Source organism: Allobosea sp. CRIB-10 (assembly GCF_900112185.1).
Classification (GTDB): domain Bacteria; phylum Pseudomonadota; class Alphaproteobacteria; order Rhizobiales; family Beijerinckiaceae; genus Allobosea.
Window position 1 is genome coordinate 166217 of the sequence record NZ_FOKP01000006.1, and the last position, 25718, is coordinate 191934.

The 25718-nt window shown below is 66.5% G+C and carries 26 protein-coding genes and 1 pseudogene; 17 read left to right on the forward strand and 10 right to left on the reverse strand.

The window, feature by feature from the left end; all coding sequences use genetic code 11:
* The first annotated feature begins 35 nt into the window (after nt 1-35).
* From BMZ69_RS10855 to BMZ69_RS10865, 3 genes are read left to right on the forward strand one after another with little or no spacing between them, the layout of a single operon-like run.
* Nucleotides 36-722 (forward strand): DUF2848 domain-containing protein, encoded by a 687-nt coding sequence (locus BMZ69_RS10855; protein ID WP_092156645.1) that lies wholly within the window; start codon nt 36-38, stop codon nt 720-722.
* 1 nt (nt 723) lies between these two features.
* Nucleotides 724-2079 (forward strand): amidase, encoded by a 1356-nt coding sequence (locus tag BMZ69_RS10860; protein WP_092156646.1) that lies wholly within the window; start codon nt 724-726, stop codon nt 2077-2079.
* 4 nt (nt 2080-2083) lie between these two features.
* Entirely contained in the window at nt 2084-2878 is a 795-nt protein-coding gene (locus BMZ69_RS10865; protein WP_092156647.1) for a putative hydro-lyase, read from the forward strand.
* 247 nt (nt 2879-3125) lie between these two features.
* Here the strand turns inward: BMZ69_RS10865 and BMZ69_RS31580 are convergent.
* Nucleotides 3126-3257, reverse strand: a pseudogene (locus BMZ69_RS31580) (IS3 family transposase); the annotation flags it as partial.
* 267 nt (nt 3258-3524) lie between these two features.
* Here BMZ69_RS31580 and BMZ69_RS10870 point away from each other — a divergent pair.
* Nucleotides 3525-4208 carry a Crp/Fnr family transcriptional regulator gene (locus BMZ69_RS10870; RefSeq protein WP_092156703.1) on the forward strand — a complete coding sequence of 228 codons (684 nt, stop codon included), beginning with the start codon at nt 3525-3527 and terminating at the stop codon, nt 4206-4208.
* A 140-nt stretch (nt 4209-4348) separates the two neighbouring features.
* Here BMZ69_RS10870 and BMZ69_RS10875 read toward each other — a convergent pair whose 3' ends face one another.
* The 4 genes from BMZ69_RS10875 to BMZ69_RS10890 form a co-directional block, all read right to left on the reverse strand.
* Nucleotides 4349-6085, reverse strand: coding sequence for a cache domain-containing protein (locus BMZ69_RS10875; RefSeq protein WP_092156648.1), 1737 nt, complete (start codon nt 6083-6085; stop codon nt 4349-4351).
* 33 nt (nt 6086-6118) lie between these two features.
* Complete coding sequence (locus BMZ69_RS10880; RefSeq protein ID WP_092156704.1) at nt 6119-7063, reverse strand: ABC transporter substrate-binding protein; 945 nt, start codon at nt 7061-7063, stop codon at nt 6119-6121.
* Between the two features lie 400 nt (nt 7064-7463).
* On the reverse strand, nt 7464-8306 hold the full coding sequence (locus tag BMZ69_RS10885; protein WP_092156649.1) for a class I SAM-dependent methyltransferase: 843 nt from the start codon (nt 8304-8306) through the stop codon (nt 7464-7466).
* A gap of 92 nt (nt 8307-8398) precedes the next feature.
* Entirely contained in the window at nt 8399-8764 is a 366-nt protein-coding gene (locus BMZ69_RS10890) for a DUF1127 domain-containing protein (RefSeq protein ID WP_092156650.1), read from the reverse strand.
* A gap of 244 nt (nt 8765-9008) precedes the next feature.
* On the opposite strand from BMZ69_RS10890, the gene BMZ69_RS10895 reads away from it, so the two are divergent.
* Nucleotides 9009-9932: a helix-turn-helix domain-containing protein gene (locus tag BMZ69_RS10895; RefSeq protein ID WP_092156651.1), complete on the forward strand. Its 924-nt coding sequence runs from the start codon at nt 9009-9011 to the stop codon at nt 9930-9932.
* Between the two features lie 7 nt (nt 9933-9939).
* Here BMZ69_RS10895 and BMZ69_RS31090 read toward each other — a convergent pair whose 3' ends face one another.
* Nucleotides 9940-10245, reverse strand: coding sequence for a hypothetical protein (locus tag BMZ69_RS31090; protein WP_139219030.1), 306 nt, complete (start codon nt 10243-10245; stop codon nt 9940-9942).
* On the opposite strand from BMZ69_RS31090, the gene BMZ69_RS10900 reads away from it, so the two are divergent.
* Genes BMZ69_RS10900 through BMZ69_RS10925 form a run of 6 tightly spaced genes read left to right on the forward strand, consistent with a single transcriptional unit; the run spans nt 10223 to nt 15646 of the window.
* Nucleotides 10223-11470, forward strand: coding sequence for an MFS transporter (locus BMZ69_RS10900; RefSeq protein ID WP_244543308.1), 1248 nt, complete (start codon nt 10223-10225; stop codon nt 11468-11470). The two genes, BMZ69_RS31090 and BMZ69_RS10900, sit on opposite strands and share 23 nt — an antisense overlap.
* A complete protein-coding gene (locus tag BMZ69_RS10905; protein ID WP_244543309.1) occupies nt 11454-12359 on the forward strand; it encodes a dihydroorotate dehydrogenase electron transfer subunit in 906 nt (301 codons plus the stop codon). Before BMZ69_RS10900 ends, BMZ69_RS10905 begins: the two co-directional genes overlap by 17 nt.
* The gene (locus BMZ69_RS10910) at nt 12356-13318 is read left to right on the forward strand and encodes a dihydroorotate dehydrogenase (protein ID WP_092156653.1); all 963 of its coding nucleotides are present in this window, start codon (nt 12356-12358) and stop codon (nt 13316-13318) included. The genes BMZ69_RS10905 and BMZ69_RS10910 overlap by 4 nt, the downstream gene beginning before the upstream one ends.
* Complete coding sequence (locus BMZ69_RS10915; RefSeq protein ID WP_244543310.1) at nt 13315-14610, forward strand: Zn-dependent hydrolase; 1296 nt, start codon at nt 13315-13317, stop codon at nt 14608-14610. The genes BMZ69_RS10910 and BMZ69_RS10915 overlap by 4 nt, the downstream gene beginning before the upstream one ends.
* Nucleotides 14607-15287 (forward strand): orotate phosphoribosyltransferase, encoded by a 681-nt coding sequence (locus BMZ69_RS10920; RefSeq protein WP_092156654.1) that lies wholly within the window; start codon nt 14607-14609, stop codon nt 15285-15287. The genes BMZ69_RS10915 and BMZ69_RS10920 overlap by 4 nt, the downstream gene beginning before the upstream one ends.
* Before the next feature lie 53 nt (nt 15288-15340).
* Nucleotides 15341-15646: a hypothetical protein gene (locus BMZ69_RS10925; RefSeq protein ID WP_092156655.1), complete on the forward strand. Its 306-nt coding sequence runs from the start codon at nt 15341-15343 to the stop codon at nt 15644-15646.
* Nucleotides 15647-15988: 342 nt separating this feature from the next.
* Here BMZ69_RS10925 and BMZ69_RS10930 read toward each other — a convergent pair whose 3' ends face one another.
* Genes BMZ69_RS10930 through BMZ69_RS10945 form a run of 4 tightly spaced genes read right to left on the reverse strand, consistent with a single transcriptional unit; the run spans nt 15989 to nt 20479 of the window.
* Nucleotides 15989-17488 (reverse strand): amidohydrolase family protein, encoded by a 1500-nt coding sequence (locus BMZ69_RS10930; RefSeq protein ID WP_092156656.1) that lies wholly within the window; start codon nt 17486-17488, stop codon nt 15989-15991.
* 3 nt (nt 17489-17491) lie between these two features.
* Nucleotides 17492-18793, reverse strand: coding sequence for a TRAP transporter large permease (locus BMZ69_RS10935; protein WP_092156657.1), 1302 nt, complete (start codon nt 18791-18793; stop codon nt 17492-17494).
* Nucleotides 18790-19386, reverse strand: a complete 597-nt coding sequence (locus BMZ69_RS10940; RefSeq protein ID WP_092156658.1) for a TRAP transporter small permease subunit — start codon at nt 19384-19386, stop codon at nt 18790-18792. The genes BMZ69_RS10935 and BMZ69_RS10940 overlap by 4 nt, the downstream gene beginning before the upstream one ends.
* 49 nt (nt 19387-19435) lie before the next feature.
* Nucleotides 19436-20479 carry a TRAP transporter substrate-binding protein gene (locus BMZ69_RS10945; protein ID WP_092156659.1) on the reverse strand — a complete coding sequence of 348 codons (1044 nt, stop codon included), beginning with the start codon at nt 20477-20479 and terminating at the stop codon, nt 19436-19438.
* A gap of 293 nt (nt 20480-20772) precedes the next feature.
* On the opposite strand from BMZ69_RS10945, the gene BMZ69_RS10950 reads away from it, so the two are divergent.
* From BMZ69_RS10950 to BMZ69_RS32100, 6 genes are all read left to right on the forward strand, one after another.
* Nucleotides 20773-21534 carry a maleate cis-trans isomerase family protein gene (locus BMZ69_RS10950; protein WP_092156660.1) on the forward strand — a complete coding sequence of 254 codons (762 nt, stop codon included), beginning with the start codon at nt 20773-20775 and terminating at the stop codon, nt 21532-21534.
* Between the two features lie 44 nt (nt 21535-21578).
* Entirely contained in the window at nt 21579-22280 is a 702-nt protein-coding gene (locus BMZ69_RS10955; protein ID WP_092156707.1) for a GntR family transcriptional regulator, read from the forward strand.
* Nucleotides 22277-23680: a dihydropyrimidinase gene (gene hydA / locus BMZ69_RS10960; protein WP_092156661.1), complete on the forward strand. Its 1404-nt coding sequence runs from the start codon at nt 22277-22279 to the stop codon at nt 23678-23680. Before BMZ69_RS10955 ends, hydA begins: the two co-directional genes overlap by 4 nt.
* 205 nt (nt 23681-23885) lie before the next feature.
* Nucleotides 23886-24491: an extracellular solute-binding protein gene (locus tag BMZ69_RS10965; protein WP_244543311.1), complete on the forward strand. Its 606-nt coding sequence runs from the start codon at nt 23886-23888 to the stop codon at nt 24489-24491.
* Between the two features lie 122 nt (nt 24492-24613).
* Nucleotides 24614-25081 carry an ABC transporter ATP-binding protein gene (locus tag BMZ69_RS32095; protein ID WP_244543312.1) on the forward strand — a complete coding sequence of 156 codons (468 nt, stop codon included), beginning with the start codon at nt 24614-24616 and terminating at the stop codon, nt 25079-25081.
* A gap of 15 nt (nt 25082-25096) precedes the next feature.
* Nucleotides 25097-25711 (forward strand): ABC transporter ATP-binding protein, encoded by a 615-nt coding sequence (locus tag BMZ69_RS32100; protein ID WP_244543313.1) that lies wholly within the window; start codon nt 25097-25099, stop codon nt 25709-25711.
* Nucleotides 25712-25718: the final 7 nt, after the last annotated feature.

Here is a 25718-nt window from a genome sequence, read left to right on the forward strand (position 1 = left end):
CCTTTCTCCCATCCCCGTAAACTCCGCAGGACGTCATGGAACTGAACTTCACCGTCGAAGGCGGCGCTGCCCCGCAGCCGCTCAAGGTCGATCTCACCGAGCTGGTCGTCGCCGGCTGGGCCGGGCGCGACCGCGCCGCGATCGAGCATCACATCGAGGAACTCGCCGCCATCGGGGTGCCGCGCCCGAGCACCGTGCCACTCTATTACCGCGTTGCCGAAGCCCTGGTGACGCAGGCCGAGAGCATCCAGGTGCTCGGCACCGAGAGCTCCGGCGAGGTCGAGACCTTCGTCTTCAGCGCGGGCGGGCAGACGTATGTCAGCCTCGCCTCCGACCACACCGACCGCAAGCTCGAGACGATCGGCGTCGCGATCTCCAAGCAGGTCTGCGCCAAGCCGCTGGCGCGCAAGGCCTGGCGCTTCGCCGAGGTCGCCGGCCATTGGGACGAGATGATCATCCGCTCCCATATCGAGGAGAACGGCGTGCGGGTGCTCTATCAGGAAGGGCCGCTGGCCAGCCTGCGCCCGCCGCTCGAGCTGATCGCCGGCTTCACAGGCGGCGCGGCGCTCCTGCCCGACGGAACCGGCATGATCTGCGGCACGGTGGGGGCGATCGGCGGCATTCGGCCGGCGCCCTCCTTCGCCATGGAGCTGTTCGACCCCGTGCTCGGCCGCAGCATCGAGCATAGCTACCGGATCGTCTCGTTGCCGGAAGTCGCCTGACATGAGCCGGACCTTGATCGAACTGCGCGATGATCTTGCCGCGGGGCGCACCACTTCCGTCGCCTTGACGGAAGACGCCCTGGCGCGTGCACGGGCGAGCGATGGCGAAGGCGCTCGCGTCTTCACCAAGCTCTATGCCGAGCGCGCGCTCAAGACGGCGCAGGCCTCCGACGCGCTGCGGCAGGCCGGCTTCGTGCGTTCGCCGGTCGAGGGCCTGCCGATCTCGATCAAGGACCTGTTCGACGTCGCCGGCGACATTACCATGGCCGGCAGCGTCGCTCTCGATGACGCGCCGCCGGCCAAGGCCAATGCGCCGGTGGTCGAGCGACTCATCGCGGCCGGCGCGATCATCGTCGGCCGCACCAACATGACCGAGTTCGCCTTCTCCGGGCTCGGGCTCAATCCGCATTACGGCACGCCGCTGAACCCGTTCGATCGCGCCGCCAAGCGCATTCCGGGCGGCTCGTCCTCGGGGGCGGCCGTCTCGGTCAGCGACGGCATGGCCGCAGCCGCGGTCGGCACGGACACCGGCGGCTCGGTCCGGATCCCCGCTGCGCTGTGTGGCCTCACCGGCTTCAAGCCGACCGCCCGGCGTGTGCCGCGCGACGGGGCCCTGCCGCTCTCGACCAGTCTCGATTCGATCGGCCCGATCGGGCGCAGCGTCGCCTGCTGCGCCATGCTCGACGCGGTTCTCTCCGGAACCGGCGAGAACCTGCTCGGCGAAGCGAGCCTCGCCGGTCTGCGGCTCGCCGTGCCCAGGACCGTCGCGCTCGACGGCATGGACACGAGTGTAGCGGCGAGCTTCGAAGCCGCGCTCAGCACTCTGTCACGAGCCGGGGCGCAGATCAGCGAGATCGTCGTCCCGGAATTCGCGCAGCTCGGCGCGATCAACGCCAAAGGCGGCCTTGCGGCGGCGGAAGCCTGGCACTGGCATCGCGAGCTGATCCAGCGGGCCGGCGATCGCTACGACACGCGCGTGCGGGTGCGGATCCTGCGCGGCCGCGAGCTCTCGGCGGCCGACTATATCGACCTGCTGGCGGCGCGCTCCGCCTGGATCGCGTCCGTGGAGGCGCGGATCGCCCCGTTCGACGCCTTGGTCATGCCGACCGTGCCGATCGTCGCGCCCCGTATCGACGAGCTCGCGGATGATGCCGCCTTCGGCGCCACCAACCTGCTGATCCTGCGCAATCCGACCTTCATCAACTTCCTCGACGGCTGCGCCGTGAGCCTGCCTTGCCATCGTTCCGGCGAGGCCCCGGTCGGGCTGATGCTCGCCGGCGCCGCCGGCCGTGATCGCGCGATCCTGTCGATCGGGCAGGCGGTGGAACAGGCGCTGCGCGCCACAAGCGGGAGCTGAGGCCATGGAAGACAACCTGCCCTTGCTCGATCCCTATGCGGCTCGCCTTGCCATCCGCTCGGGGGCCTTCGACGCGCCGACCGCGAATGTCGCGCCGGGCTTCGTCCAGGCCAATCTGGCGATCCTGCCGCGCGAGCTCGCCTTCGAGTTCATGCTGTTCTGCCAGCGCAATCCGAAGCCCTGCCCGTTGATCGGGGTGTCCGAGATCGGCGATCCGATGCTGCCGGCGCTCGGGCGCGACCTCGACATCCGCAGTGACCTGCCGCGCTACCGGCTCTGGCAGGACGGCGAGCTGGTGGCGGAGCCGACCGATATCCGCGGCTACTGGCGCGACGATCTCGTCAGCTTCCTGATCGGCTGCTCCTTCTCCTTCGAGGAGGCGATGCTCGCCGCCGGGCTGCCGGTGCGCCATATCGAGCAGGGCAGTAACGTGCCGATGTACCGGACCTCGATCGCGACCGCCCCGGCCGGCCGCTTCTCCGGGCCGCTCGTCGTTTCGATGCGCCCGCTGACGCCGGCCGAGGCGATCCGCGCCGTCCAGATCACCGGCCGGTTTCCGTCGGTCCATGGCGCCCCGGTTCACTTGGGGGATCCCGCTGCGATCGGCATCCGGGACATCATGGCGCCCGACTATGGCGATCCCGTCGAGATCAGGCCGGGCGAAATCCCGGTATTCTGGGCGTGCGGCGTGACGCCACAAGCGGTCATCGCCAAGACCCGCCCCGGCTTCTGCATCACCCACGCCCCCGGCTACATGCTCGTCACCGATATTCGCAACGGCACGCTCGCGACGGGCTAGAGCATTTCCCGCAATTCTTCGAATCGCGAGATTGCTCTAGGTCCTTGTTTTATCGCATTTTCTTCACGCGAATCGGTGTCCACTTCGCTCAAAAATGCTCTAGAGCGCGCTTCTTTTACACGGAAGCGTATCCTGCGTTCGCGATGTATTTGGCGCATTCGTTGGGCGAGACGAGCTGGATTAGGTCGCCGAGCTTTCGCCAGGTTGCCTCGACAGTTCTGCACTCCGCGTCGCGCTCGGCCTAACGAACCCAGTTGGCGATCGACTGCGCGGGCGGCTCAAACTCCAGGGCAAGCTCTTCAGGCGTTCGTCCGGATCGAACCAACTCCACCATCTGTCGCCGGAACTCCGGCGGATAGGCATTGCGAAAACGCGGCATCGGACACTCCAGAAAATGACGTCAAGGGTGTCCACAAAGTAGGGTCAACTCCGCTATCGTCTTGCGCCGCGGCTCGAGAGCGATAGCCGCAAGAGTGTGTTGTGACAGATCGAGCCATTCAGCATGGTCTGTTCCGTTTGCGATCTGCCGCGCGTGGTCGCAACTGGATATGATGGCCTTTTGCCTTGGTTTCTGCGCCATGCCAGCCGGTCGATCTATGCGCTGCGGATGCATGTCGGCTCGGTCCACGTTCTCGGGGGCCTTCCGATGAGTGATGCCTCTCATCGCCTCGTGAGCATTCTGGGCGCGAACCCGTTCTTCGCGGGCTTCGAACAGGATGCGCTCGAGAAGATCGCGGCGGTCTGCAGGCAGCGGCGCCTCGCCGCCCGGGAGATCCTGTTCCTCAAGGGCGATGCCGGTGATGGGCTTTATGCCATCCGACGCGGCCTGATCCGCATCGGAACAGTGGATGATCTCGGTCAGCAGATGACGATGAACGTCCTCGGCGGCGGCGATGTCTTCGGTGAGATCACCTTGCTCGACGGCCAGTCGCGCACGGCCGACGCTGTGGCGATGGAGGACACCGACATGTTCTTCCTGCCGCGGCAGGACTTCTTGAGCCTGCTCAATCGCGAGCCGCCGATGGCGCTGCAACTGATCGACCTCCTCTGCGCCCGGCTGCGCGATGTCATCGGCCGGCTGGAGGAGACGACATTCCTGCCGTCCGCGATCCGATTGGCACGACGCATCCTGGTGCTCGCCGCCGACTACGGCACGGATGTCCATGCCTCTCAGGAGGAATTGGCCTCTCTTACTGGAGTGACGCGCGAAACGGTCAACCGCCATCTCCAGTCCTGGAAGCGCACCGGCATCATTTCGTTGGGACGAGGGCGAGTCCTGATCCGGGATATCGACGACCTGCGGCGCCTGGCGAAGGTCGATGCCGCCTAGTGGCAGTGGCCAACGCCGCGAAAGCCCGATTCGAGCACCTAGGCCAATTCCGCAACTCTCCGAATCGCGAGATTGCTCTATGCTTTTGTTCTATCGCATTTTCTTCACGCGAACTGGTGCCCACTTCGCTCGAAAATGCTCTAGCTCGCTGTCGCTTCGCCGGCAGCGAAAACCCGAACCGGCTTGTCGAAGCCCTTCAGGACGCGGGCATCGAGTTCGATCAAGGGCACGCGCCCGTCGACTGCGTCAGCGGCAGCCATGTCGATCAGCACCTCGGCATTGCGCGCGCTCGCGCACAAGCGCGCTGCGAGATTCACGACGCTTCCGACCGCCGTATACTCGAGCCGACCTTCCGTGCCGATACGCCCTACCGTCGCTGGCCCCAGAGCGAGCCCGACCCCGAAACCGAGACGATGATCCAGCGGCTCGCGATCGCGCAGCAGGGACTGGACGGTCTTCTGCATGTCCCGCGCCATACGGATGGCGCATAGAGCCGGGTCTGGGCGGGAGACAGGGGCGTTGATCAGGACCATCATCCCATCGCCTGAAAAATGCGTCAGCGTCGCCCCGTGGTCGATCACCACTCTATCCAGGGCGTCGTAATAGTCGTTGAGGAAACTCATGACGACGTTCGGTTCGGCGCGTGCCGAAAAGGCGGTGAAGCCGCGCAGGTCACCGAAAACAACCACCACCTCGATGCGCCGACCGTCGAGCACACTGTCGTCGCCCGAGTGGTCGACCAGTTCTGCCACCTGGGGTGCGAGAAACCGCTTGAGACGACCGATCCGTTGCGAGCGTTCCTGCGATACCGCCAGATCGCCGGCCATCGCGTTGAAGCGCGTCGCCAGCCGCTCGAATTCGTCGCCGGTGGCGATGTCGATCCGGTGGTCGAACTGCCCGGCACCGATCCGTGCCACGCCGTCTTCCAGAATGCGGATCGGCTCGATCATGCGCTGGGTCAGCCAGTAGGCGAGCGCGGCCGCAAGCCCTGAGCCAATGATGAGGAAGGCACTTGTTCGCCACAGAGCCGCATAGATCGGCTCGAACGCCTCTGCGACCGGCTGCTTGACGACGACGCTCCAGTCGATGCCGGGTATGGGTGCCATCGCGGCCAGAACCATGTGGCCGTCGATGTCGCGTCCCGACGCCGCCTTGCCGCTTTGCGCCGCAATCTTCGCCCGAAGAGTCTGGAGCGGCCGTATTGCGGTCTGGTCGGCCCGCAGGACTAGGCTGATATCGGGATGAGCGATCAGGCGCCCCGGCTGGTCGAGCACGAACGCTGCTCCCGTCCGACCAACCCGGATCGCCGAGATGACGTCCCAGATCAATTTGAGATTGACCTCGGCGACCGCCACGCCGACCGCCGAACGGGTGCCGGCCACGGCAATGGTCAAAAACGGTTCCGAGCCGCCATGGAAGCTCACGGGGCCATACCAGGCGCCGCCCGGGCGAATATTTTTGAGCGCCGGGCTGAGCGGATGGTCCGCGCCGCTCTCGACCTTGTTGAGCCCCATGCGCGAGACGAATACGCGCTCTCGGCCGGTGGCATCGACAAGGGTCAGGCTGACCACGGCGGGGACCTGACGCAACAGGCGAAAGGCGTCGAGCCTGCGTCTTTCGTCAGCGCTGTCCGACCATGGCAATTGAACTGTCCAGGCCAGCTGATCGCGAATCCCGTCCAGGAAGTCCTGGATCTTCGCGGCGGCAGATCGGGCTTCGGCTTCGAGAAGGTCGTTCAGCCGCGCTCTCTGGTCGCGATGGCCGAACCAGGCTTCGCTGCCGCCGGCGACAAGCAGGGGTATGACCACCGCCGCGAACAGCGCGACGAAATACTTCGCGAAGAGCGAGCTCCGAAGGGCGGGTGGCGCTTGAGTCACCGTGACAGCTCATACGCCGGCTTCCCGGCCAAATTACTCGATCACCACTTCCGCACTGCTCAGAAGCGATGGGGGCATCGTCAGCCCAAGCTGTCCGGCGGCCTTCAGATTGACGAACAGCTCGACCTTCGTCACGCGCTGGACCGGCAGGTCCGATGGCTTCTCACCCTTGATGATCCGGCCGGCATAGATCCCGGTATGACGGTGCGATTGCTGGAAGTCGCCGCCATAGCTCATCAGACCGCCGGCATTCGGGAAATCCCGCGCCTGGGTGATGGCGGGCACCTTATGGCGCTCGGCCAGCTCGGCGAGGCGCCGGCTTCGATAGGCGAAATAGGGATCGGAGGTGAAGACCAGCCCTGGCAGCTGCATCTGCGACACCGCTACGAAAAGAGCCTCCAGTTCCGGCTCGCTGCTGGCAGTGAGGAGGCGCAGCTCCAGCCGAAGACTGCTTGCAGCGGCCTGCAGATTTTTCGACTGCGAAGCCGAGGTCGGACTTGCCGGGTTGACCGCGACGGCGAAAGTCCTGGCGGCCGGAAACAGCTCGCTCATGAACTCCAGTCGTTTCAGCGAGACCTCGACGCTGAGGCTGCTGACGCCGGTGAGATTGCCGCCCGGGCGGGACAGGCTGGCGACCAGGCCCAGCGCGACCGGATCACCGCCCATCTCAAAGACGATCGGGATCGTCTTGGTTGCAGATCGGGCGGCAAGCGCCACCTCCGCACCACCTGGTGCGACCATTACGGTGACCTGGCGATCGGCCAGAGCCAGTGCGAGCGCCGGCAATCGGCTGTACTCGCCCTCTGCCCAGCGAAAATCGATCGCGACGTTGCGGCCATCGACATAGCCGGCTTCGGCCAGGCCCTCGGCGAAGGCGACGAGCCGACTGGCGTAAGCTTCGGGCGATTCCGAGCCGAGATAGCCGATGACCGGCGTGGCCTTTTGCTGCGCACGGGCCGAGATCGTCGACGCCATCATCGCGCCGAGCAGCGCGATGGTCTCGCGCCGCGTCGTTGGAACAGCCTGGCGCAAGGAGCAAGGCATGAACCGCACGGCCGTTCCCCTTCCGACCGACATTGGCGCAGGTCAGGAAACGCCCAACTTGCTCCGTCCCCCTCATATCATGCTGGATGAACCGTGTCGCGAAACCGGTTCGCCACCGGCCTACCTAAACGGGATTACGACGCTCTTGCTCCGTCAGAGCGTCAGCCGCCTTGCCTGCTCGATGCACGAGACGCGCAGAGGTGAACGGGGAAGCGCTGCAATAGACTGGACGCCTGTCGCAGCGCAGGTATCAGCGTGGCCACCAGAGTTTAAGCGCGAGTGGATCGTGCCGGAGACCGATGCGGGGTGCAGGCGCGGACAAATGTGAGCGAACTCAGTTCAGCGCCCGCGTAACGACGACCTCGAGATAGCTGCTCGGCACAACCACGGTGGAGTCGCCCGACCGGTTGAACTGCTCGACCAGCGCCATCAGATCCCGTGTCAACGCCGCCCTGGCAGGCTCGTCCAGCGCCCCGAAGACCTTGAGAACGGGTCCATAATAGCCGCTGAAGACCTGGAGCCAGTGGTCCGGCGAGCGGTAGCGGAAGACGAAGTCGCGCCGCCTTGTCTGGATGGCAGCACCCGCCGAGCCGAACAGCTCGGCCAGGCGTTGTTCGGTGCCCCAGAGTGCAGGCGAGCGCAGCCCGGGAGCCGGCGGGACATAGGTCCCGATCGTCCTGAAGAGATGACCGATGAAGCCATCCGGTGTCCAGTTGGCCAAGCCGATCTTGCCGCCATGCCTGCAGACCCGCAACAGCTCAGCGGCCGCGCGCTCCTGGTCTGGCGTGAACATCACCCCGAAGGTCGACATGACCGCATCGAACTGGCCGTCCGCGAAGGGCAGTGCCTCGGCGTCGGCCTCACGGAAGACGATGTCGAGATGCTCGGCCACCGCGCGCTCGCGGCCGCGCTCGAGCAGCGTCGCGACATAGTCCGTGCTGGTGACGTCGCACCAGCGGCGAGCCGCAGCGAGACTGGCATTGCCGTTTCCGGCGGCGACATCGAGCACGGCCTGGCCGCCGCGCAGATCGAGCGCCTCGCACAGCCGTTCGCCGACGATCTGCAGGGTGGTTCCGACGACGGCATAATCGCCGGACGACCAGGCGCCGTGCTGGCGTAGCTTGATCGCTTCGTGGTCGATCTTCTGAACGGCACTGCCTTGAAGCATGGCGGACATGGGATGGTGTTCCTTTTCAGATTGGCTCGGTAGGCTTGGATGAACGGGTGAGGCGCCGCGCTTCGGGGGCGCTCGCGCCATGTTGTCAGCGGTCACGGCTGCGGATCGGCGCGCCGGATGGCGAACTCGATCTCCGAACGGCTGATGCCGATATCCTTCAGCATCCTGTCGTCGAGACCCGACAATGCGTTTGCCGCGTGACGGATCTGCACTCCGAGGGCGATCCTGCGCAGCCGTCCGGACAGCGCCTCGATCAGTCTCGTCGTCAGCGGGCGCCGCGCCGGCTTTCGGTGAGGCGGGACGAATGGGCCATGGACCTCATAGAGGAACTGGTCACTGAGGATCTGCCCGACCGCCATGCGTCCGGCGAGCCGATCGAGCACCGACTTGGTGCGAGGCCGCAGCATGTCGGCCAGGGCGTCGATGTCATGAAGAAAGTCGCTTCTCAGCGCATACATTGGGTCGCTCCCTTGCGTTGTCCGCCGCCTCCTCGGGCGGTGTTGCGGCGTTGTGGCGGTTGGGAGGGCATTGCGTCTGTGATGTGCCGCACATAGGCGTCTCAGCGCGGCGGCATTGTCGATGACGCGGGCGAGCCAGAGGCCGCACACGGAAGAGCCGCCTTCGCACTTCGCATCAGGCCTCGGATCGACTACGCTGTCTAAAATCTGAGATTCAGATGATGCGGCAGACGGGGTCGGCTCGATGGCAATCCGGTTCGAGGAAATCGGTGAGCGGCTGAAAGCCTACCGCCTGGGACGCGGGCTGCTGGCCGAGGACGTCGCCGAGCGTCTCGGGATCTCGCGGGCGGCTGTCTACCGGATCGAAGCCGGGGGCGTGGTCAAGATCGAGACCCTGGAGCGGCTGGCGACGCTGTTGGAGACGACCGTCGCTTCGCTGCTCGGGGCAGGGGTCGAGTATTACTCCAGCCCGCTCAGCTATTTCGAGCGCATGCGGCAGATCGAGGAGCAGGCGGACCAGGTCGTCGCGCATTTCCCGCCGCTGTCCTATCTGCTGACCTCGGACGGCTACTCCGCCCATTTGCGGCAGACCCTGGTGGAGGCGCTGCCACCCCACGTCGCGCGCGATCAGGCGGTGGCGGAAATCGATGCCATCATCGCGATCCTCGATGAGCGCAAAAACGCCCGCAAGCGCCGTCGCCTGAGCGTCGTCAACTTCGTCAATGTGCTCGAGATCGAGCGCTGGCTCAAACTCGGCGTCGTCGGCCGTTTCAACCTGCCGCCGGCCGAGCTGGCCCGCCGCCGCCTGGCCGCGCGCGCCGAGGTCGAGCATCTGATCGGGCTGATCGAGAGCGAGCCGATGGGGGTTCAGATCGGCCTGATCGAGGAGACGCTGCCGAACATCACCTTCCAGCTTTTCCGCACCGCGGAGAAGACGCTGCTGGGCCTCAGCCCGTTCCGCCTGGGCGGCGAATTGCCGAATCTCCGGTCCGGCATCGCCATGCTGACCGCGGATGAGGAGCCGGTACGCCTCTATGAGGAGATTGCCGATGGGCTCTGGCGCCGTGCCCTCAAGGGCAGCGAGGCCGGGGCCGTTCTGCGCGCCGCACTCGACCGCTCGGCGATCGCGCCGCCGCCGCGGAAGGAGGCATCCTCGGAGCTGGTCTGATGCCGGCTCAAGTCTTGTCGCAAAATTGAGATTGTTCTTGCAATTGAGATTTTGGCATGGGATAGAGTGATGACGCCACGGCATCGGGTTTCCCGTGCCGTTGCTGATTTCTCGCGGCCGAGATCGACGCCTCGGCCGTCAAGCGGCGCAGGCAAGCGCCCTGGGAAAGCGGGCGAGCGCCCAAACTCCAATCGTCTTGAGACCGGCTGGCAGCCGCGCGCGGAAGCGCGCGCTGGTGCTTTGGCGTTTCGGCACGCATCGCAAAGAAAAGCAAAACGGGGGACTTCGCCGTGAGTGACAACCAGGCCGCCATGGGCGGCTCCATCGCCCTATCGTCTCCGACAGAGGTCGACAGCAAGGCCCGCAAGGCGCTCTGGGGCGCCGCCATCGGCTACGCCATGGATGGCTTCGACCTCCTGATCCTCGGCTTCATGCTGCGCTCGATCTCCGCCGACCTGCAGCTTACCCAGGGCCAGGCCGCCTCGCTCGTCACCGCCACGCTGGTCGGCGCCGTGCTCGGCGGCATCGGCTTCGGCATGCTGTCGGACCGGATCGGCCGCGTCCGCGTGCTGACCTGGACGATCGTCCTCTTCGCCGTCTTCACCGGCCTATGCGCACTGGCGCAGGGCTATTGGGACCTGCTGATCTACCGCACCATCGCAGGCCTCGGCCTCGGCGGCGAGTTCGGCATCGGCATGGCGCTGGTGGCGGAAGCCTGGCCGGCCTCGAAGCGGGCGCGCGCCTCCTCCTATGTCGGCCTCGGCTGGCAGGTCGGCGTGCTCGCCGCGGCGATCGCAACCCCGATCCTGCTGCCGACGATCGGCTGGCGCGGCATGTTCGCCATCGGCATCCTGCCGGCGGTCGCCGCCTATTTCATCCGCCATTCGCTGCACGAGCCCGAGGTCTTCGTCGCCCGCAGCAAGGACCGCCCGAAGGAGTCGGCGCTACGCCTGCTGGTGAAGGACTGGGACACCACCAAGCTGAGCCTCGGCATGGTCGTGCTCTGCTCGGTCCAGAACTTCGGCTATTACGGCGTGATGATCTGGTTGCCGAACTATCTGGCGACCCGCTTCGGCTTCGCCCTGACGCAGTCGGCCGTCTGGACCTCGGTGACCATCGCCGGCATGGCGGTCGGCATCTACGCCTTCGGCCATATCGCCGACCGGATCGGGCGCCGCCCGGCCTTCTTCGGCTACATGCTCGGCGCCGCCGTGATGGTCATCGTCTATTCGCGGCTGACCGACCCGTTCCAGCTCCTGATCGCCGGCGCGGTGATGGGCTTCTTCGTCAACGGCATGCTCGGCGGCTATGGCGCGCTGATCAGCGAGCTGTTCCCCACTGCCGCCCGCGCGACGGCGCAGAACGTGCTGTTCAATATCGGCCGCGGCGTCGGCGGCTTCGGTCCGCTCGTGGTCGGGACGATCGCGGCGGCCTACAGCTTCGAGATGGCGATCGCCTTGCTGGCGACGCTCTATGTGCTCGACATCCTCGCCATGTGGTTCCTGATTCCGGAGCGGCGTGGTGCCGAGCTCGCCTGAGCGCGGGGGCATCGTGATGTCGATCCAGCACGATCAGTCCCTGGCGACACCCGTCGCCGCCATCGGCGGCGGGATTTCTCCGGCGCCATGGAAGGCGAGCATCGTCGCCGAGCTCGCCGAGGTCGTCCGCAACGAGGCTGTCAACGCCGAGTACCGGCACCTCGTGGTCAATTGCAGCGAGGAGGCCGCGGCGGCTCAGCCGGGGCAGTTCTTCCAGCTGCTCTGCCCGCAGCCGGCGGGCGAGCAGCCCTTCCTGCGCCGACCGATGAGTCTTTACGGGGCCGATCCCGACAAGCGTCAGGTCGAGTTCCTCTACAAGGTGACCGGCGCCGGCACGCGCGGGCTCGACACGCTGAAGCCGGGCGACAGGCTCGACATCATGGGGCCGCTCGGCGTCGGCTTCACGCTGGATCCGAGCTGGCGCCACATGGTCGCCGTCGGGCGCGGCGCGGGGCTGGCGACGCTCGCCCCGCTCGCCAGGGCGGCGAAGGCCAACGGCACGCAGGTGACTGCGGTCTTCAGCGCGAGGCGGCCGGAATTGCTTGTCTCGGTCGAGCTCTTCCATCGCCAGGGCGCCGACGTCATCGCCGTCACCGACGCCGAGCAGACCAGCGGGCCCGCCAATGTCGAGCGCATCCTGCGCCGCCAGATCGCCGAGGGCCGCTGCGACGCCTTCTTCACCTGCGGTTCGAGCCGGCTGATGCGGGTGCAACAGCGCCTGGCGCGCGAGTTCGGGCTGCCCGGCCAGGTCGCGATGGAGCAGCAAATGGCCTGCGGAATCGGGCTTTGCTACTGCTGCGTGCGCGACTTCAACGTCAATGGCGAGATCGTCAACCGGCGCGTCTGCTGGGACGGCCCGGTCTTCGACCTGATGGAGGCGCTGCCATGAGCGGGGCAGGCAATATCGACCTCTCGGTCAGGATCGGCGGGCTCACCCTGCGCAATCCGGTCATGCCGGCCTCGGGCACCTTCGCCGAGGGGCTGGAGAAGGTGATGGACTTCAACCGGCTCGGCGCCTTCGTCACCAAGACGATCACGCGCGAACTGCGCGCCGGCAATCCGCTGCCGCGGGTGGTCGAGCGGCCGGGCGGGCTGATCAATGCCATCGGCATCCCGTCGAAAGGCGTGCCCTATTTCGTCGAGACGACCATGCCGCATTATGCGGCCTATGACACGCCGCTGGTCGTCTCGATCTCGGCGCCGACGGCGGAAGGCTTCGCCAGCCTCGCGGCCGAGCTCTCGATCCCCGGCATCGCCGCGATCGAAGCCAACATCTCCTGTCCCAACATCGAGGAGGACGGCAAGGCCTTCGCGATGCGGGCCGAGTCGACCGAAAAGGTGACGCGCGAACTGCGCAGGGCGACGTCGTTGCCGCTCTGGGTCAAGCTGACGCCCAATACCGGCGACGTGCCCGAGGTCGCGCGTGCCGCCGAGGCGGCGGGAGCCGATGCGGTCGTGGTCGCCAACACCATCCTGTCGATGGCGATCGACCTGAAGAGCTTCAAGCCCTGCCTCGGCAACATCATGGGCGGGCTCTCGGGGCCGGCGATCAAGCCGATCGTGCTGCGCCAGGTCTTCCAATGCGCCAAGGCGGTGAAGATCCCGGTGATCGGCTGCGGCGGCATCTCCAGCGCCGAGGACGCGGCCGAATACATGCTCGCCGGCGCCAGCGCCGTTCAGGTCGGCACCGCGACCTTCCTGCAGCCGGCGGCGATGACGACGATCATCGACGGGCTCGCAGCCTTCTGCCTGCGCCGCGAAATCCCGCGCGTCGCCGACCTGATCCATGGCGTGGTGATCGAGGAGGCCGACGAGCCCGACCTCGCCTGGCTGGACCCGGTCTCGTGAGCGCGCAAGCGGCCGAGATGCGCAACGTCTTCAGCGGCGACGCGGGCGACCGGGCCCTCGCCGAGGCGCTGTTCGACACCCTGCGCGAGGCGACGGGCGACGGCGTCGGCATCACCCGGGAAGCCTATAGCGAACGCGAGTCGCTGGCGCTCGACATCGTCGAGGCGAAGGCGCGCGAACTCGGCTTCGCGACCGAGCGCGACGCCGGCGCCAACCTCGTCGTCACGCTGGCGGGCCGCGAGCCGGAGCTGCCCTTCCTCGCCTGCGGTTCGCATCTCGATTCCGTGCCGCAAGGCGGCAATTTCGACGGCGCCGCCGGCGTCATCGCCGGGCTCGCCATCATCGCCCGCTTCAAGGAGGAGGGCTTCGTCCCGCGCCGGACCATCAAGGTCTTCGGCTTGCGCGGCGAGGAAAGCTCCCGCTTCGGCCGGGCCTATATGGGCTCCAGCGCCCTGTTCGGGACACTCTCGGCCGCCGATCTTGCCGCGCGCGACCATGCCAGCGGGCGGACTCTCGCCGAGTGCATGGCCGCTGTCGGCGTCGACATGGCCCGCGTCGAGAAGGCCGAGCCGCTGCTCGATCCCGCCGCCGTCGCGGCGTGGATCGAGCTGCATATCGAACAGGGTCCCGTGCTGGTCGCCCGCGACCTGCCGATCGGCATCGTCACCGGGATCAGGGGCAATATCCGCCACCGCCAGGTCGAATGCCTCGGCGAGGCCGGCCATTCCGGCGCGGTGCCGCGCTGGCTCCGGCGCGACGCGGTCTTCGCCACCGCCGAACTGATCACCCATCTCGACCGGCACTGGCGCACGCTGCTGGAGCGCGGCCGCGACGTGGTCGTGACGGCCGGCGTGCTCGGCACCGATCCGCAGGAGCACGCCATCGCGCGCATTCCCGGCACCGTGCGCTTCTCCTTCGAGGTGCGCAGCCAGAGCCGCGAGACGCTGGAGGCCTTCTACGATCTCTTCCTCTCGGAATGCGCCCTGATCGGTGAGGAGCGAGGGGTCGAGTTCCGTGTCGACCGCCGGCTCGAATCCGAGCCTGCCGTGATGGATGCCGGCTGGATCGCCCGGCTTAAGGCCGCCGCCCGCGCTCTCGGCCTGCCCGACGAGGACATTCCGAGCGGGGCCGGCCATGATGCCGCTGTTTTCGCCAATGCCGGCATCCCCAGCGCGATGATCTTCGTGAGCAACCAGAACGGTTCGCATAATCCGGATGAGGCGATGGCGATCGATGATTTCCTCGCCGGGATCGCGGTGATGCGGGACGCCATCAGGGAGGCGGTGCGATGAGCGCGAACGAGATCGGCCGTGAGGTCGCCGAGCTGCTGTTCAGGGCCGGCGCCATCCATGTCAGCCGCCAGCAGCCCTTCATCCTCGCCGCCGGCTGGGCGAGCCCGGTCTATGTCGATGTCCGCCTGCTGCTCGGCGATCCTGATCTGCGCCGGGCGGTCAGCGATCTCGCCGCCCGCTATGCGGCAGCGACCTTTCCGCCGGGCAGCTTCGACGCGATTGCCGGTGCCGAAACCGCCGGCATCCCTTTCGCCGCCTGGCTCGCCGACCGGCTGGCGCTGAAGCTGCGCTATGTCCGCAAGCGCCCGCTCGGCATCGGCCGCAACGCCCAGGTCGAGGGCGGGCCGGTCGAGGGCCTCAGCGTCCTGCTGATGGACGATCTGACCACCGATGGCGGCAGCAAGCTCAACTTCGCCCGCGGCCTGCGCGCAGCGGGGGCGCAGGTCGAGCACGTGCTGACGATCTTCTATCACGACGCCTTCCCCGGCGCCGGTGAGCGGCTGCGGGAGGCCGGCCTGACGCTGCATGCGCTCGCGAATTGGGGCGATGTCCTTCGTGCCGGGGCCGGTAGAGCGCTCGCGCCCGAAGACCGCGCCGAGATCGAGCGCTTCTTGGCCGATCCGGTGACATGGTCGACCCGCCATGGCGGGCGCGCCCGCCTCGCCCCGCGGAACTGAGCCGCGGTCCATTCCCTCAACCGCCTGCAAGGCCGCACTCTCGCGGAGATGACATGACCGAGCTTCTGAATTGGCTGCTGCAGCAGAAGGGCAGCCTTCGCACCTATGTCGAATTCCAGGACCGGGCGCTGGCCCTGCGCGCCGAAGCACCGGAGCAGGCCGCGCTGCTGCGCCTGCTCGCCGATCTCGCCGGCCGTTTCGTCGAGGCCTATGACCGCCAGCCGCTCTCCGCCGAGATCGCGGGTCGTGCGCTGGACCGGCTCGCCAGCCTTCTCGGCAAGGCGGTCGCGGAAAGCGCTGCAGATCCGAACAGCCAGCTTGCACTGCTCAACGAGGTCGGGGTCAGCGAGCTCGTTTGATTGTTGCAAGACTGGGGCGCCGCGGACGACCGACTTCGAAGCGCGATGTCTCGAAGGGGAGGACACGCTCCTGAAGACAGCGCCAGATCGCCAAGTGACCCTTGATCCAATCGGCAATGTCAGAGCTTCCAACGGCTCGCGAGTAGCATGCCTCGCCAGCCGAAGGGCTCTGACAACGGGCGGCTTGCGCCAGGAGCGGACGTCAGGTCATTGCCCGGGACAGGGCATTCAGGTTCGCGCGTCAGATGGCCATTGGGGGCCGGGTGTGGTCCCCTCCGCGCCATGCACCATCACTGCTTGGAAAATCAAACGAAACGCTGATCGGCATCCACATGGAAACGGTTACTGAGAACCGCTTGGGACTCGGCAGGTCTGAACAATTGCCGCGGCGACGTAGTGGCGCCTCAAGGCTTCGGAGAGTTCGCTCGCCAGGCTCCTGGTCCCAGCGTCGAGCCGCGTTTCTGCGGCGGTCAGCCTCGCCGCGGCGCGGATGCTCTCGGTTGCCGCCGCGGTCGATGCGCCATGCCGATGCAGGATGCGGCCGCCGACCATGGTCATGATGATGTCGTGGCCGGAGGCCCGCGCCAACATGGCTTCGAGCATCGGCATCTGCGGATCGAGATAGGCGCCTTCCGGCGCAGCCAGATTGATCGCGACCAGATCGGCCTTGAAGCCGTCGCGGATGCGCCCCGTGTCAGCGAGAAAGGCAGCCTCCGCGCCCCATTCAGTGGCGACGGCGATGGATGTACGCAGCTGATCGTCGGCCGGAACCGTGGCGCTGCGTCCGAGCAGGCGCCCGAGCCGCAGCTCCGACAGATAGTCCTCATTGTCGTCGAGGGCGCAATTGTCGGTGCCGAGCCCGAAGCGAAGTCCTGCGTCGATCAGCGCGGCGACCGGCGGGGCGCCGTTGCCGAGGCGTAGATTGGAGCCGGGGTTGACGACGATCCTCAGGCCGAGCCGCGCCGCATCGGCGATGTCGCGTGCGCTCGCGTGCACGAAATGCGCTGCGCTTGCGCACGTCTCGAAGACGCCGAGGCGTTCGAGCCGCGCAAGCACGCCCTCGGGATAGAGCGAACGGGCGCAGGCGGCCTGCGCCGGAGATTCGAGCAGGTGGAAATGCAGGCCGAGCCCGTGCTCCTTCGCGTCGGCTGCCAGTGCCCGCCAGGCCTCGTCGCTGACCCATTGCGGCCCGGCCGGCCCATAGGCGAAGGATAGGCGCGGATGCCCGGCATAGTCCGCGCGCAGGCGCGCCATCAGGCCGATCGTCCCGGCCAGCGACAGGTAGCCGGGCCTGCCCGCGCCAATCAGGGCCCGCAGCTCCGCCGGCAGAGTGGCAAGGAACGCCGCCTCGTCCGCTGGCGGATAGACCAGGCTGCCCCGGTCGGCATAGCCGACGCAGATGGTGGCGCGCAGGCCGGCATCGTCATAGGCGCAGATCGAAGCCCGCAGCTCCGCCTCGTAGTCCCCCGAGCCGTAGGAATAGTTGGCGTGCAGGGTCGCCGTCACGCCGTTCTCGATCATCTGGAGCGCAGCGAGCCGGGTCAGGGCATAGACATCGGGCACGCCGCGGCCCCGCCGGCGGGCGATCCAGGGCTCCAGGCTGTCATCGGGAAAGCCGAGCTGGATCTGGCTGAGGCCGCGCCCGTGCTGATGCGCGTTGACCAGGCCGGGCATCAGGCAGGCATGGCCGAGCGAGACCGTCTCGGCCCTGGGATGAGCTGCGCGGATCTCGGCTGCCGTCCCGCAAGCGGCGATCAGGCCGTCTCGCACGGCGACCGCCCCGCCCGCTATCACGGGCGAGGCGGCATCGCGCAGGACATGGTCCGCTTCGAGAACGAGCACGGCTCAGAACAGCTTCTGCGGCAGCCAGAGCGCCATTTGCGGCCAGGCCACCAGCAGGCCGGTGAACGCCAGCATCAGCAGCACGAAGGGCAGCGCCCCGTAGATCACGTCCATGATCGAGCCGTGGTTGCGCACGCCCTGGACGACGTAGAGGTTCATGCCGATCGGCGGCGTGATCAGCCCGATCTCCATCATCAGCACCAGGAAGATGCCGAACCAGACCGGATCGATGCCGAGATGGACGATCAGCGGGAAGACGACCGGCAGGGTCGCGATCATCATGGAGAGGGTCTCCATGAAGCAGCCGAGGATCAGGTAGAAGATCACCAAGACCAGGATGATCTCGAGCTGGGTCGCGCCGAACTTCGAGACGAAGCCGGTCAACGCCTGCGGAATGCCGAGCACGCCGATGACGAAGTTGAGGAAATGCGCGCCGACCATGATCAGCAGGATCATCGACGAGATGCGGACCGTCGCGATCATGCTCTCGTGCAGCAGCGAAAGCGAGAAGCCCTTGCGCGCCATCGCCACGCCGATGGCGCCGACGACGCCGACCGCGGCCGATTCCGTCGGCGTCGCCCAGCCGAGATAGATCGAGCCCATCACGATGACGAAGATCACGAAGGGCGGGAAGATGTCGAGCAGGCTCCGGATCTTCTCCGCCGTGGAGCGGGCCGGCAGCGTCGGCCCGGCGACGCTGGGCTTGAGGATCGCCATCACCACGATCAGCGCCATGAACAGCGCGGTCAGCAGCAGGCCCGGCACGATGCCTGCGGCGAAGAGCTGGCCGATCGAGGTGTTCGTCATCGACCCGTAGATGATCAAGTTGATCGAGGGCGGGATCAGGATGCCGAGCGTCGCGCCGGCGGCGATGGAGCCGGTGGTCATGCGGTCGTCGTAGTGCCGCTCGCGCAGCAGCGGCAGCGCGACGGTGCCGATCGTCGCGGCAGTCGCGACCGAGGAGCCGGAAACCGCCGCGAACACCGCGCTGGCGCCGATATTGGTGTGCAGCAGACCACCCGGAAGGCGCCGCAGCCAGTCCGAGAGGCAGCGATAGAGCCCGTCCGCGACACCGGAGCGGACCAGGATCTCGCCGAGGAAGACGAAGAGCGGGATGGCGGTCAGGATGAAATCGTTCTGACCGCTCCACATCTGGTTGCCGAAGCCCATCAGGGTCGGCCAGCCCAGGAAGCCCCAGGCCCCGATGAAGGCGGTCAGGAAGAGCGCGACCGCCACGGGCAGCCCGATCATCATCAGGCCGAGCATCATCACGAAGCCGATGGCGGCGCCGGTCACACCGATCATTGGCCGGTCACCTTCATCTCGAGCGAGGACACCGTTTCTTCTTCGATGATCTCGTCCAGCGTCTTGACGCCGTAGAAGCGGTTGAGGCGGCTGCGCCCCTGCCCGATCAGCCAGCTCGCATGCAGCGCGACGGCGGTCGCGGTGATCGCGAAGAACAGCAGCCCGGCGAACCAGAGCAGTTGCGGCTGCCAGAGCGGCGTCATCAGCGGCGTTCCGGAGAGCGCCTGGAATTCGATGCTCTCGCTCAGCGCTGCATAGGAACGCCAGGCCATGAAGCAGGCCATCAGCGCGATACACCAGGCCGAGACCAGGTTGAGGATCGCCTGCGGCCCGCGGCCGACACGCTCGACGAGTATCTCGACCCGCGTATGGGCCCGCTCCAGCAGGGCATAGGAGAACCCGAAGGCCGCCAGGATCGCCAGCACATAGCCGCCGAATTCGTCGCCGCCTTGCAGCGACACGTTCATGAAGCGCCGCAGCAGGATTTCGGCGGTGACGAGCAAGGCGAGCCCGAGCAGAAGATAGCCTGCGATCAGCGCCAGCCAGCGGGCGGTAGGCAGCAGGGCGCGTGCGACCGGGTTTTCCGGGGTCATGGACCAATCCCTTGGAAAAAGGGCCGCCCCCCTGGAGCGGCCCTGTCGATTACTGGATGGTCAGCCCCGCAGCCGCACCCGCCGTCTCGTTCCACTTGGCGGAACAGCCGGCGTCGACGGCGTTGCAGGTCTTCTTCCAGATCGGCAGCACGACCTTCTCAGCGACATCCTTGATGGCCTGCCGGTCGCCGGGGCTGATCTCGACGAGCTTCATCGTGAACTTCTTATGCGCCTTGCACTCGCCCTGGCCGGTGCTGCAGGCCGTCGCGTCGTCATTGGCGGTGATCGCGAGATTCCAGAGCTGGTCCTCCAGTGCCTTGAACTGCGTCATCAGCTTCGCCTGCTGCTCGGGCGAGAACTTCTTCCAGGTGTCGAGATTGATGAAGTGGCCCTGCACCGAGCCGGAGACCGAGAGCGGCAGGAGATGAGTCGTCACCTCCGGCCAGTTGCCGGTATTGCCGGAGGTCGGCGAGGTGACACCGCAGGAGGCGACGCCGCGCTGCAGCGCCGGATAGACCTCGGAAAACTGCAGCGTGACCGGCGTCGCGCCGAAATGCTCCAGCATCGCCGACATGGACGGGGTGAAGGAGCGGACCTTCAGCCCCTTCAGGTCCTTGAGGCCCTTGATGTCGTGGTTGCAGTAGAAGATTTGCGGGCCGAACGGCCACAGCGCCAGGACCTTAGCGTTGAAGCGCTTCTGCAGGCGCTCGTCGAAGGCCGGGCGGTAGGCGTCGACGACCTTGCGCAGCCCCGCCATGTCGGTGGCGACGCCGATCAGGTCGACGCCCTCGAAGAAGGGGTCGTCGCGCGAGGCCATGCCGATCTGCACGGACATGACGTCGAAGGAGCCGCCGCGCAGCATGCGCAGTGCATCCGGCGCCTTCACGCCGACGACGTCCATCGGGTTGTAGTTCATCGCGATCGGAACGCCCGACTTGGCGCCGAGCGCGTCGAAGAAGGCCCGTTCGATGTCGACCTGCTTGACGTTCTGCGAAAAATTGCCGGCCACCCGCAGCGGCGTCTGCGCCGAAACCGGCGAGAGACTGATTGCCAGGCCGGCGGCGAGGGCCGCGCTCGCGATGATATTTCTCATTGTGCCTTCCCCTTTTGCATTATGAATACAGTTTACGCAGGCACTGCCGAAAATCTCCTCATTCCCGGCGAGCCTCTCTCCCAGGCAAAATCCTCCCTGATCCGAGCGAGCTGAAAGGCGTCGCGCAGTTCTGATTTTCGTCGCTTTCGATCAGGTTATCGCGAAAAATCCAGCACACAACCAAAATAATGCGATCGAGATACGGCTTGCCAAGCGGGCCGAAGCCGCTGCATAAAAATCACCCAGCTCGCATTCGAGAGCTTGAGGCGATCCGGTCAATAGGCAATTTCTGCATGCAATATGACAAGAAGCCGATTCTGATCGGGATGCTCACCCCCTCGTCGAACACGGTGCTGGAGCCCTACACTGCGGCGCTCGCGGCGCCGCTTTTCCCAGGGGTCAGCGTCCATTTCAGTCGCTTCCGGGTGACGAAGATCGCTCTGGACGAGGCCTCGAACAGCCAGTTCACGCTGGAACCGATCCTGCAGGCGGCGGAGCTGCTCGCCGATGCGCGTCCCGATGTCATCGCCTGGAACGGGACCTCGGCGAGCTGGCTCGGCTTCGACAGCGACGAGAGGCTGTGCGCCGCGATCACGGAGCGAACGGGCGTTCCCGCGACCAGCGCGATCCTCGGCCTCAATCGCCTGCTCGGGACGATGGGCGTGCGGCGCCTCGGGCTGGTGACGCCCTATACCGCGGACGTGCAGCGGAAGATCATGGCCAATTACGCCGCAGCGGGCTTCGAGACCGTCGCCGAGCGACATAGCGGCCGCTCGGACAATTTCTCCTTCGCGGAGGTGCCGGAGGCCGAGATCGCCACCATGTGCCGCGAGGTCGCCGCGGCGCAGCCGGACGCCATAGCCATCGTCTGCACCAATATGCGGGGCCCGCTGATCGCGCCGGAACTGGAGCAGGAGCTCGGCATCCCGATCCTGGATTCGGTCGCCTTCACGCTGTGGGGGTGTCTCGACGCCACTGAGGTGGATATGTTGCCGCTGCGCAGGTTCGGCAGGATGTTCGCCAGCCGGCTTGCGCCGCTCCCCGCATCCACGTGAGGCAGGTCGTGCCGGTATTCGCTGTGCTTCCGACTGAGGAGTTTGTGCTGGATGAAGCGCCCGCGACCCTGCACGATCGTCTGGTCAGCCGGCTACGGGCGCTTTTCCTCGAAGGCGAACTGCCCGAGGGCAGCCGGATTCCGGAAATCGCGCTCAGCGAGCGCTTCGGGGTGTCCCGCACGCCGCTGCGCGAGGCGCTCAAGGTCATGGCCGCCGAAGGCTTCGTGATCCTGCGCCCGAACCGGGGCGCGGTGGTCGCTCCGGTCGATCCGACGGAGGTCGCGCCTCTCGTCGAATTCAAGGGCGCCCTGGAGCGCCTGATCGGTTTGCTCGTACCCTCGCGCGCCAGCGAAGCGGATATTGCCGAGCTCGAAAGGCTCCATCTCGATCTGGGCGATGCCCTGGAGCGGCAGGATCACGCCGCCTATACCCGGATCAACTACGCTTTCCACCAGCGCCTCGCGCAGGCGACGCGCAATCCGGTGCTGGCGCAGAACTACGAGGCGGTGCAGCAGAAGATCTGGCGTTACCGTTTCACCATCAACGAGCTCTCAGATCGGCTGACCGCCTCCTATGCCGAGCATGAAGGCATCATGGCTGCGCTGCGCGCCCGGACCCGGCTCGATCTCGCCGAGCGCCTGGAAGAGCACAACCGGCTGACCGGTGAGGCGATGGCACAGGCGTTGGCTACGACCGGCCGGTTCAGCCCCTCGCACAAGAGCCGCAAGCGGAGCCGGTCGGCATGACCCAATTCGACACGATCATCCGCGGCGGCCGCATCTCAACGGCGTCGGACACCTTCCATTGCGATATCGGCATAAAGGACGGCCGCATCACCGCGCTGGGCGAGGCGCTCGGCAGCGCTGGCACCGTTATCGACGCTGCAGGAAAATGGGTGCTTCCCGGCGGGATCGACAGCCATGTGCATATCTCGCAGCCTTCCGGCGAAGGCATCGTGATGGCCGATGATTTCGAGAGCGCGACCCGTTCGGCGGCGCTCGGCGGCAACACCACCGTCCTGCCCTTCTGCACGCAGGAGAGTGGCATTCCGCTGCGCGAGAGCGTGAAGGCTTATCACGCCAAGGCGGAAGGTGCCTGCCATACGGATGTCGCCTTCCACCTGATCATCTCCGAGCCGACCGAGAGCGTGCTGGGACAGGAACTGCCGGCGCTGGTGCGCGACGGCTACACCTCCTTCAAGGTCTTCATGACCTATGAGGGGCTGGCGCTCAGCGATCTCGACATGCTCAGGGTCATGGCCGTGGCGCGCGATACGCGCGCCCTCGTCATGGTCCATGCCGAGAACTACGACGTCATCCGCTACCTGACCGACCAGCTCGAACGGGCCGGCAGCACGGCGCCCCGCTTCCATGCCACTTCGCGCCCGATCATCGCGGAGCGGGAGGCGACCTACCGGGCGATCTCCTTGGCCGAATTGTCGGATGTTCCGCTGATGGTGGTGCATGTCTCAAATCGCGAGGCGATGGAGGAGATCAGACGGGCGCAGCAGAAGGGTCTCAAGATCTTCGCGGAGACCTGCCCGCAATATCTGACGCTGACCGCTGATGATCTCGACGGGCTCAACATGGAGGGCGCCAAATATGTCTGCTCGCCGCCGCCGCGTGACGCCGAAAGCCAGCTAGCCTGCTGGGAAGGCCTGCAGCAGGGCGTATTCTCGGTGTTCTCCTCGGACCATTGCCCGTTCCGCTATGACGACCCGCAGGGCAAGCTCGCACCGAAGGGCCGGACCAGCTTCCGCTGGGTGCCCAACGGCATTCCGGGCGTCGGCGCGCGCCTGCCGATCCTGTTCTCGGAAGGGGTGATCAAGGGCCGGATCGACATCAACCGCTTCGTCGCGCTGACCGCGACCAATCACGCCAGGATGTACGGGCTCTCGCCGCGCAAGGGCACGATCGCGGTGGGCGCCGACGCCGACATCGCGATCTGGAATCCGCAGATCGAGCAGACGCTGACGCATGCGATGGTGAACGACGGCTCCGACTACACGCCCTATGAAGGCATGAGGATCACCGGCTGGCCGGTGATGACCCTCGTGCGCGGGCAGATCGTGGCGCGCGACGGCAGGATCGAAGCCCAGAAGGGCCATGGCATCTATCTCAAGCGCGATATCAGCCAGTTCGCCTGAGGCGCCGTCTCAGCGTTTGGAAGATATCGGCACCGTGCTCACCGATTGCAGCTTGGTGGCGCGAGTCGACGTAAAGTCCGGCGTCGATGGGATCTCGCATGCGCCGATACCGCCGTTGGCTTGGCGCCTGGAGCATTTCCCCAGTTCTTCGAATCGCGAAATTGCTCTAGGTCTTTGTTTTATCGCATTTTCTTCACGCGAACCGGTGTCGGACGAGCTCTGGAAGCCGGACTACAAGAACCATGTCGTCATCTACGGCTTCGAGCACATCCCGACGCTCAGCCTGACCGTGCAGCAGGCCGAGCGGAACGGCGGCGGCATCGACAATATCCAGCCCGGCCTCGACAGGATGGCGGCGCTGATCAAGAGCGGCAACCTGATCGGCTCGCTCGACGTCGAGAGCCAGATGGTCTCGCTGTTCCAGACGCAGGACGCCTGGCTCGGCATGCTAGCGACCGGGCGGATGAAGGAGCTGCTGGAGAAGGGCGCCAAGATCGTCAAGTTCGCCCGCCCGGCCGAAGGCACCTTCCCGCTGATCAGCACGATCAACATCATAAAGGCGGCCAAGGAACCGGCCAAGGCGCAGGCTTTCGTCGACTATGTGCTGAGCCCGGAGGTCCAGATCGCCTTCGCGACCCGCAACCTCTACGCTCCGACCGTGCAGAACGCGCCGATCCCGGCCGACTTCCAGTACCGGGACCTGCTGGTCCAGAACGAGCAGTTCAAGCGGCTGTTCCTGCCCGATCAGGAGAAGATCACGGCCAACAAGGCCAAGTGGCAAAACCAGCTCAACCAGATGACGAGCAAATGAGCGCGCTCGCAAGCGCCTCCCGGACGAGCGGGCAGGCGCCACACCCTTCGCAAGGCGTCGCCCGCTCGTCGGGCGCGCCGGTCAAAGCCTCGGCGCCGCCTCGATCCGGCAAAGCGGATGACATGAACGCATCACAGGACAAAGCCGTCCAGGTCGACTCCGTCTGCAGGCGCTATGGCGACGTCATGGCGGTGGACGACGTCTCCTTCGAGGTCGGCCATGGCGAGTTCGTCTCGCTGCTCGGCCCCTCCGGCTGCGGCAAGACCACGACCCTGCGGATGATCGCCGGCTTCATCATGGCGAGCGACGGCACGATCCGGGTCAATGGCCGCGACGTCACGTATCTGCCGCCGGAGAAGCGCGAGGTCGGCTTCGTCTTCCAGAACTATGCGCTCTGGCCGCATATGACGGTGGCCGAGAATGTCGCCTTCGGGCTCAAGTTGCGCAAGCGCGACCGGGCCTTCATCGCCCGCAAGATCGAGGAATCGCTCGGGGTCACCGGCCTGTCCGGCTATGAGGACCGCCTGCCGCGCCAGCTCTCCGGCGGCCAGCAGCAGCGCGTCGCCCTGGCCCGTGCGCTGGCGCTCTAGCCGCAGCTCCTGCTGATGGACGAGCCGCTCAGCAATCTCGATCGCGCTCTGCGCGTCGCGATGCGGCGCGAGCTGAAGCAATTGCAGTCGCGCCTGAAGATGACGACGCTCTACGTCACGCATGATCAGGAAGAGGCGCTGTCGATGTCCGACAGGGTCGTGATCATGAACCGCGGCAAGATCGCCCGCATCGCCCGCCCGGCCGAGGTCTATGACGATCCGCAGTCGGAGTTCGTCGCCGATTTCGTCGGCACCACGAACTTCTTCGACGGGACGGTCACCGCGGCGTCCGGCGGGGTCCTGACCGTGCGCACGCGCGGCAATCTCGACCTGCATGTGGCGGCACCGACATCGTTGGCCGTCGGCGAGCAGGTGCGCGTGCTGCTGCGCCCGGAACGCATCCGGATCTATCCGCCGGGCCAGGACGGCCCCAGCGTCTTTCCCGGCAAGATCAGCTTCGTCGAATATTACGGCCCGACGATCCGCTACACCGTCCAGCTCGAGGGCGGCGAGAGCGTCTATGTCGAGACGCATCATGCCGGAGGCGCGGCTGCGATCGGCGATGGCGTCCGCATCGGCGTCGAGCCCGGCGACTTCAGGCTGATCCGCAGCGCGGGAGGCCGGCCGTGAGGAAGGG

Coding starts and splice junctions, on each gene's coding strand:
- BMZ69_RS10945 (WP_092156659.1), bottom strand. CDS start 20,479: ATGAGAAATATCATCGCGAGCGCGGCCCTCGCCGCCGGCCTGGCAATC.
- BMZ69_RS10880 (WP_092156704.1), bottom strand. CDS start 7,063: ATGATGGCGTCGACGATCTCGGCCCGTGCGCAGCAAAAGGCCACGCCG.
- BMZ69_RS31090 (WP_139219030.1), bottom strand. CDS start 10,245: ATGGCGGCCTGGTTGTCACTCACGGCGAAGTCCCCCGTTTTGCTTTTC.
- BMZ69_RS10940 (WP_092156658.1), bottom strand. CDS start 19,386: ATGACCCCGGAAAACCCGGTCGCACGCGCCCTGCTGCCTACCGCCCGC.
- BMZ69_RS10950 (WP_092156660.1), top strand. CDS start 20,773: ATGCAATATGACAAGAAGCCGATTCTGATCGGGATGCTCACCCCCTCG.
- BMZ69_RS10925 (WP_092156655.1), top strand. CDS start 15,341: ATGACCGAGCTTCTGAATTGGCTGCTGCAGCAGAAGGGCAGCCTTCGC.
- BMZ69_RS10920 (WP_092156654.1), top strand. CDS start 14,607: ATGAGCGCGAACGAGATCGGCCGTGAGGTCGCCGAGCTGCTGTTCAGG.
- hydA (WP_092156661.1), top strand. CDS start 22,277: ATGACCCAATTCGACACGATCATCCGCGGCGGCCGCATCTCAACGGCG.
- BMZ69_RS10935 (WP_092156657.1), bottom strand. CDS start 18,793: ATGATCGGTGTGACCGGCGCCGCCATCGGCTTCGTGATGATGCTCGGC.
- BMZ69_RS32095 (WP_244543312.1), top strand. CDS start 24,614: ATGAACGCATCACAGGACAAAGCCGTCCAGGTCGACTCCGTCTGCAGG.
- BMZ69_RS10855 (WP_092156645.1), top strand. CDS start 36: ATGGAACTGAACTTCACCGTCGAAGGCGGCGCTGCCCCGCAGCCGCTC.
- BMZ69_RS10910 (WP_092156653.1), top strand. CDS start 12,356: ATGAGCGGGGCAGGCAATATCGACCTCTCGGTCAGGATCGGCGGGCTC.
- BMZ69_RS10860 (WP_092156646.1), top strand. CDS start 724: ATGAGCCGGACCTTGATCGAACTGCGCGATGATCTTGCCGCGGGGCGC.
- BMZ69_RS32100 (WP_244543313.1), top strand. CDS start 25,097: ATGGACGAGCCGCTCAGCAATCTCGATCGCGCTCTGCGCGTCGCGATG.
- BMZ69_RS10870 (WP_092156703.1), top strand. CDS start 3,525: ATGAGTGATGCCTCTCATCGCCTCGTGAGCATTCTGGGCGCGAACCCG.
- BMZ69_RS10865 (WP_092156647.1), top strand. CDS start 2,084: ATGGAAGACAACCTGCCCTTGCTCGATCCCTATGCGGCTCGCCTTGCC.
- BMZ69_RS10890 (WP_092156650.1), bottom strand. CDS start 8,764: ATGTATGCGCTGAGAAGCGACTTTCTTCATGACATCGACGCCCTGGCC.
- BMZ69_RS10885 (WP_092156649.1), bottom strand. CDS start 8,306: ATGTCCGCCATGCTTCAAGGCAGTGCCGTTCAGAAGATCGACCACGAA.
- BMZ69_RS10895 (WP_092156651.1), top strand. CDS start 9,009: ATGGCAATCCGGTTCGAGGAAATCGGTGAGCGGCTGAAAGCCTACCGC.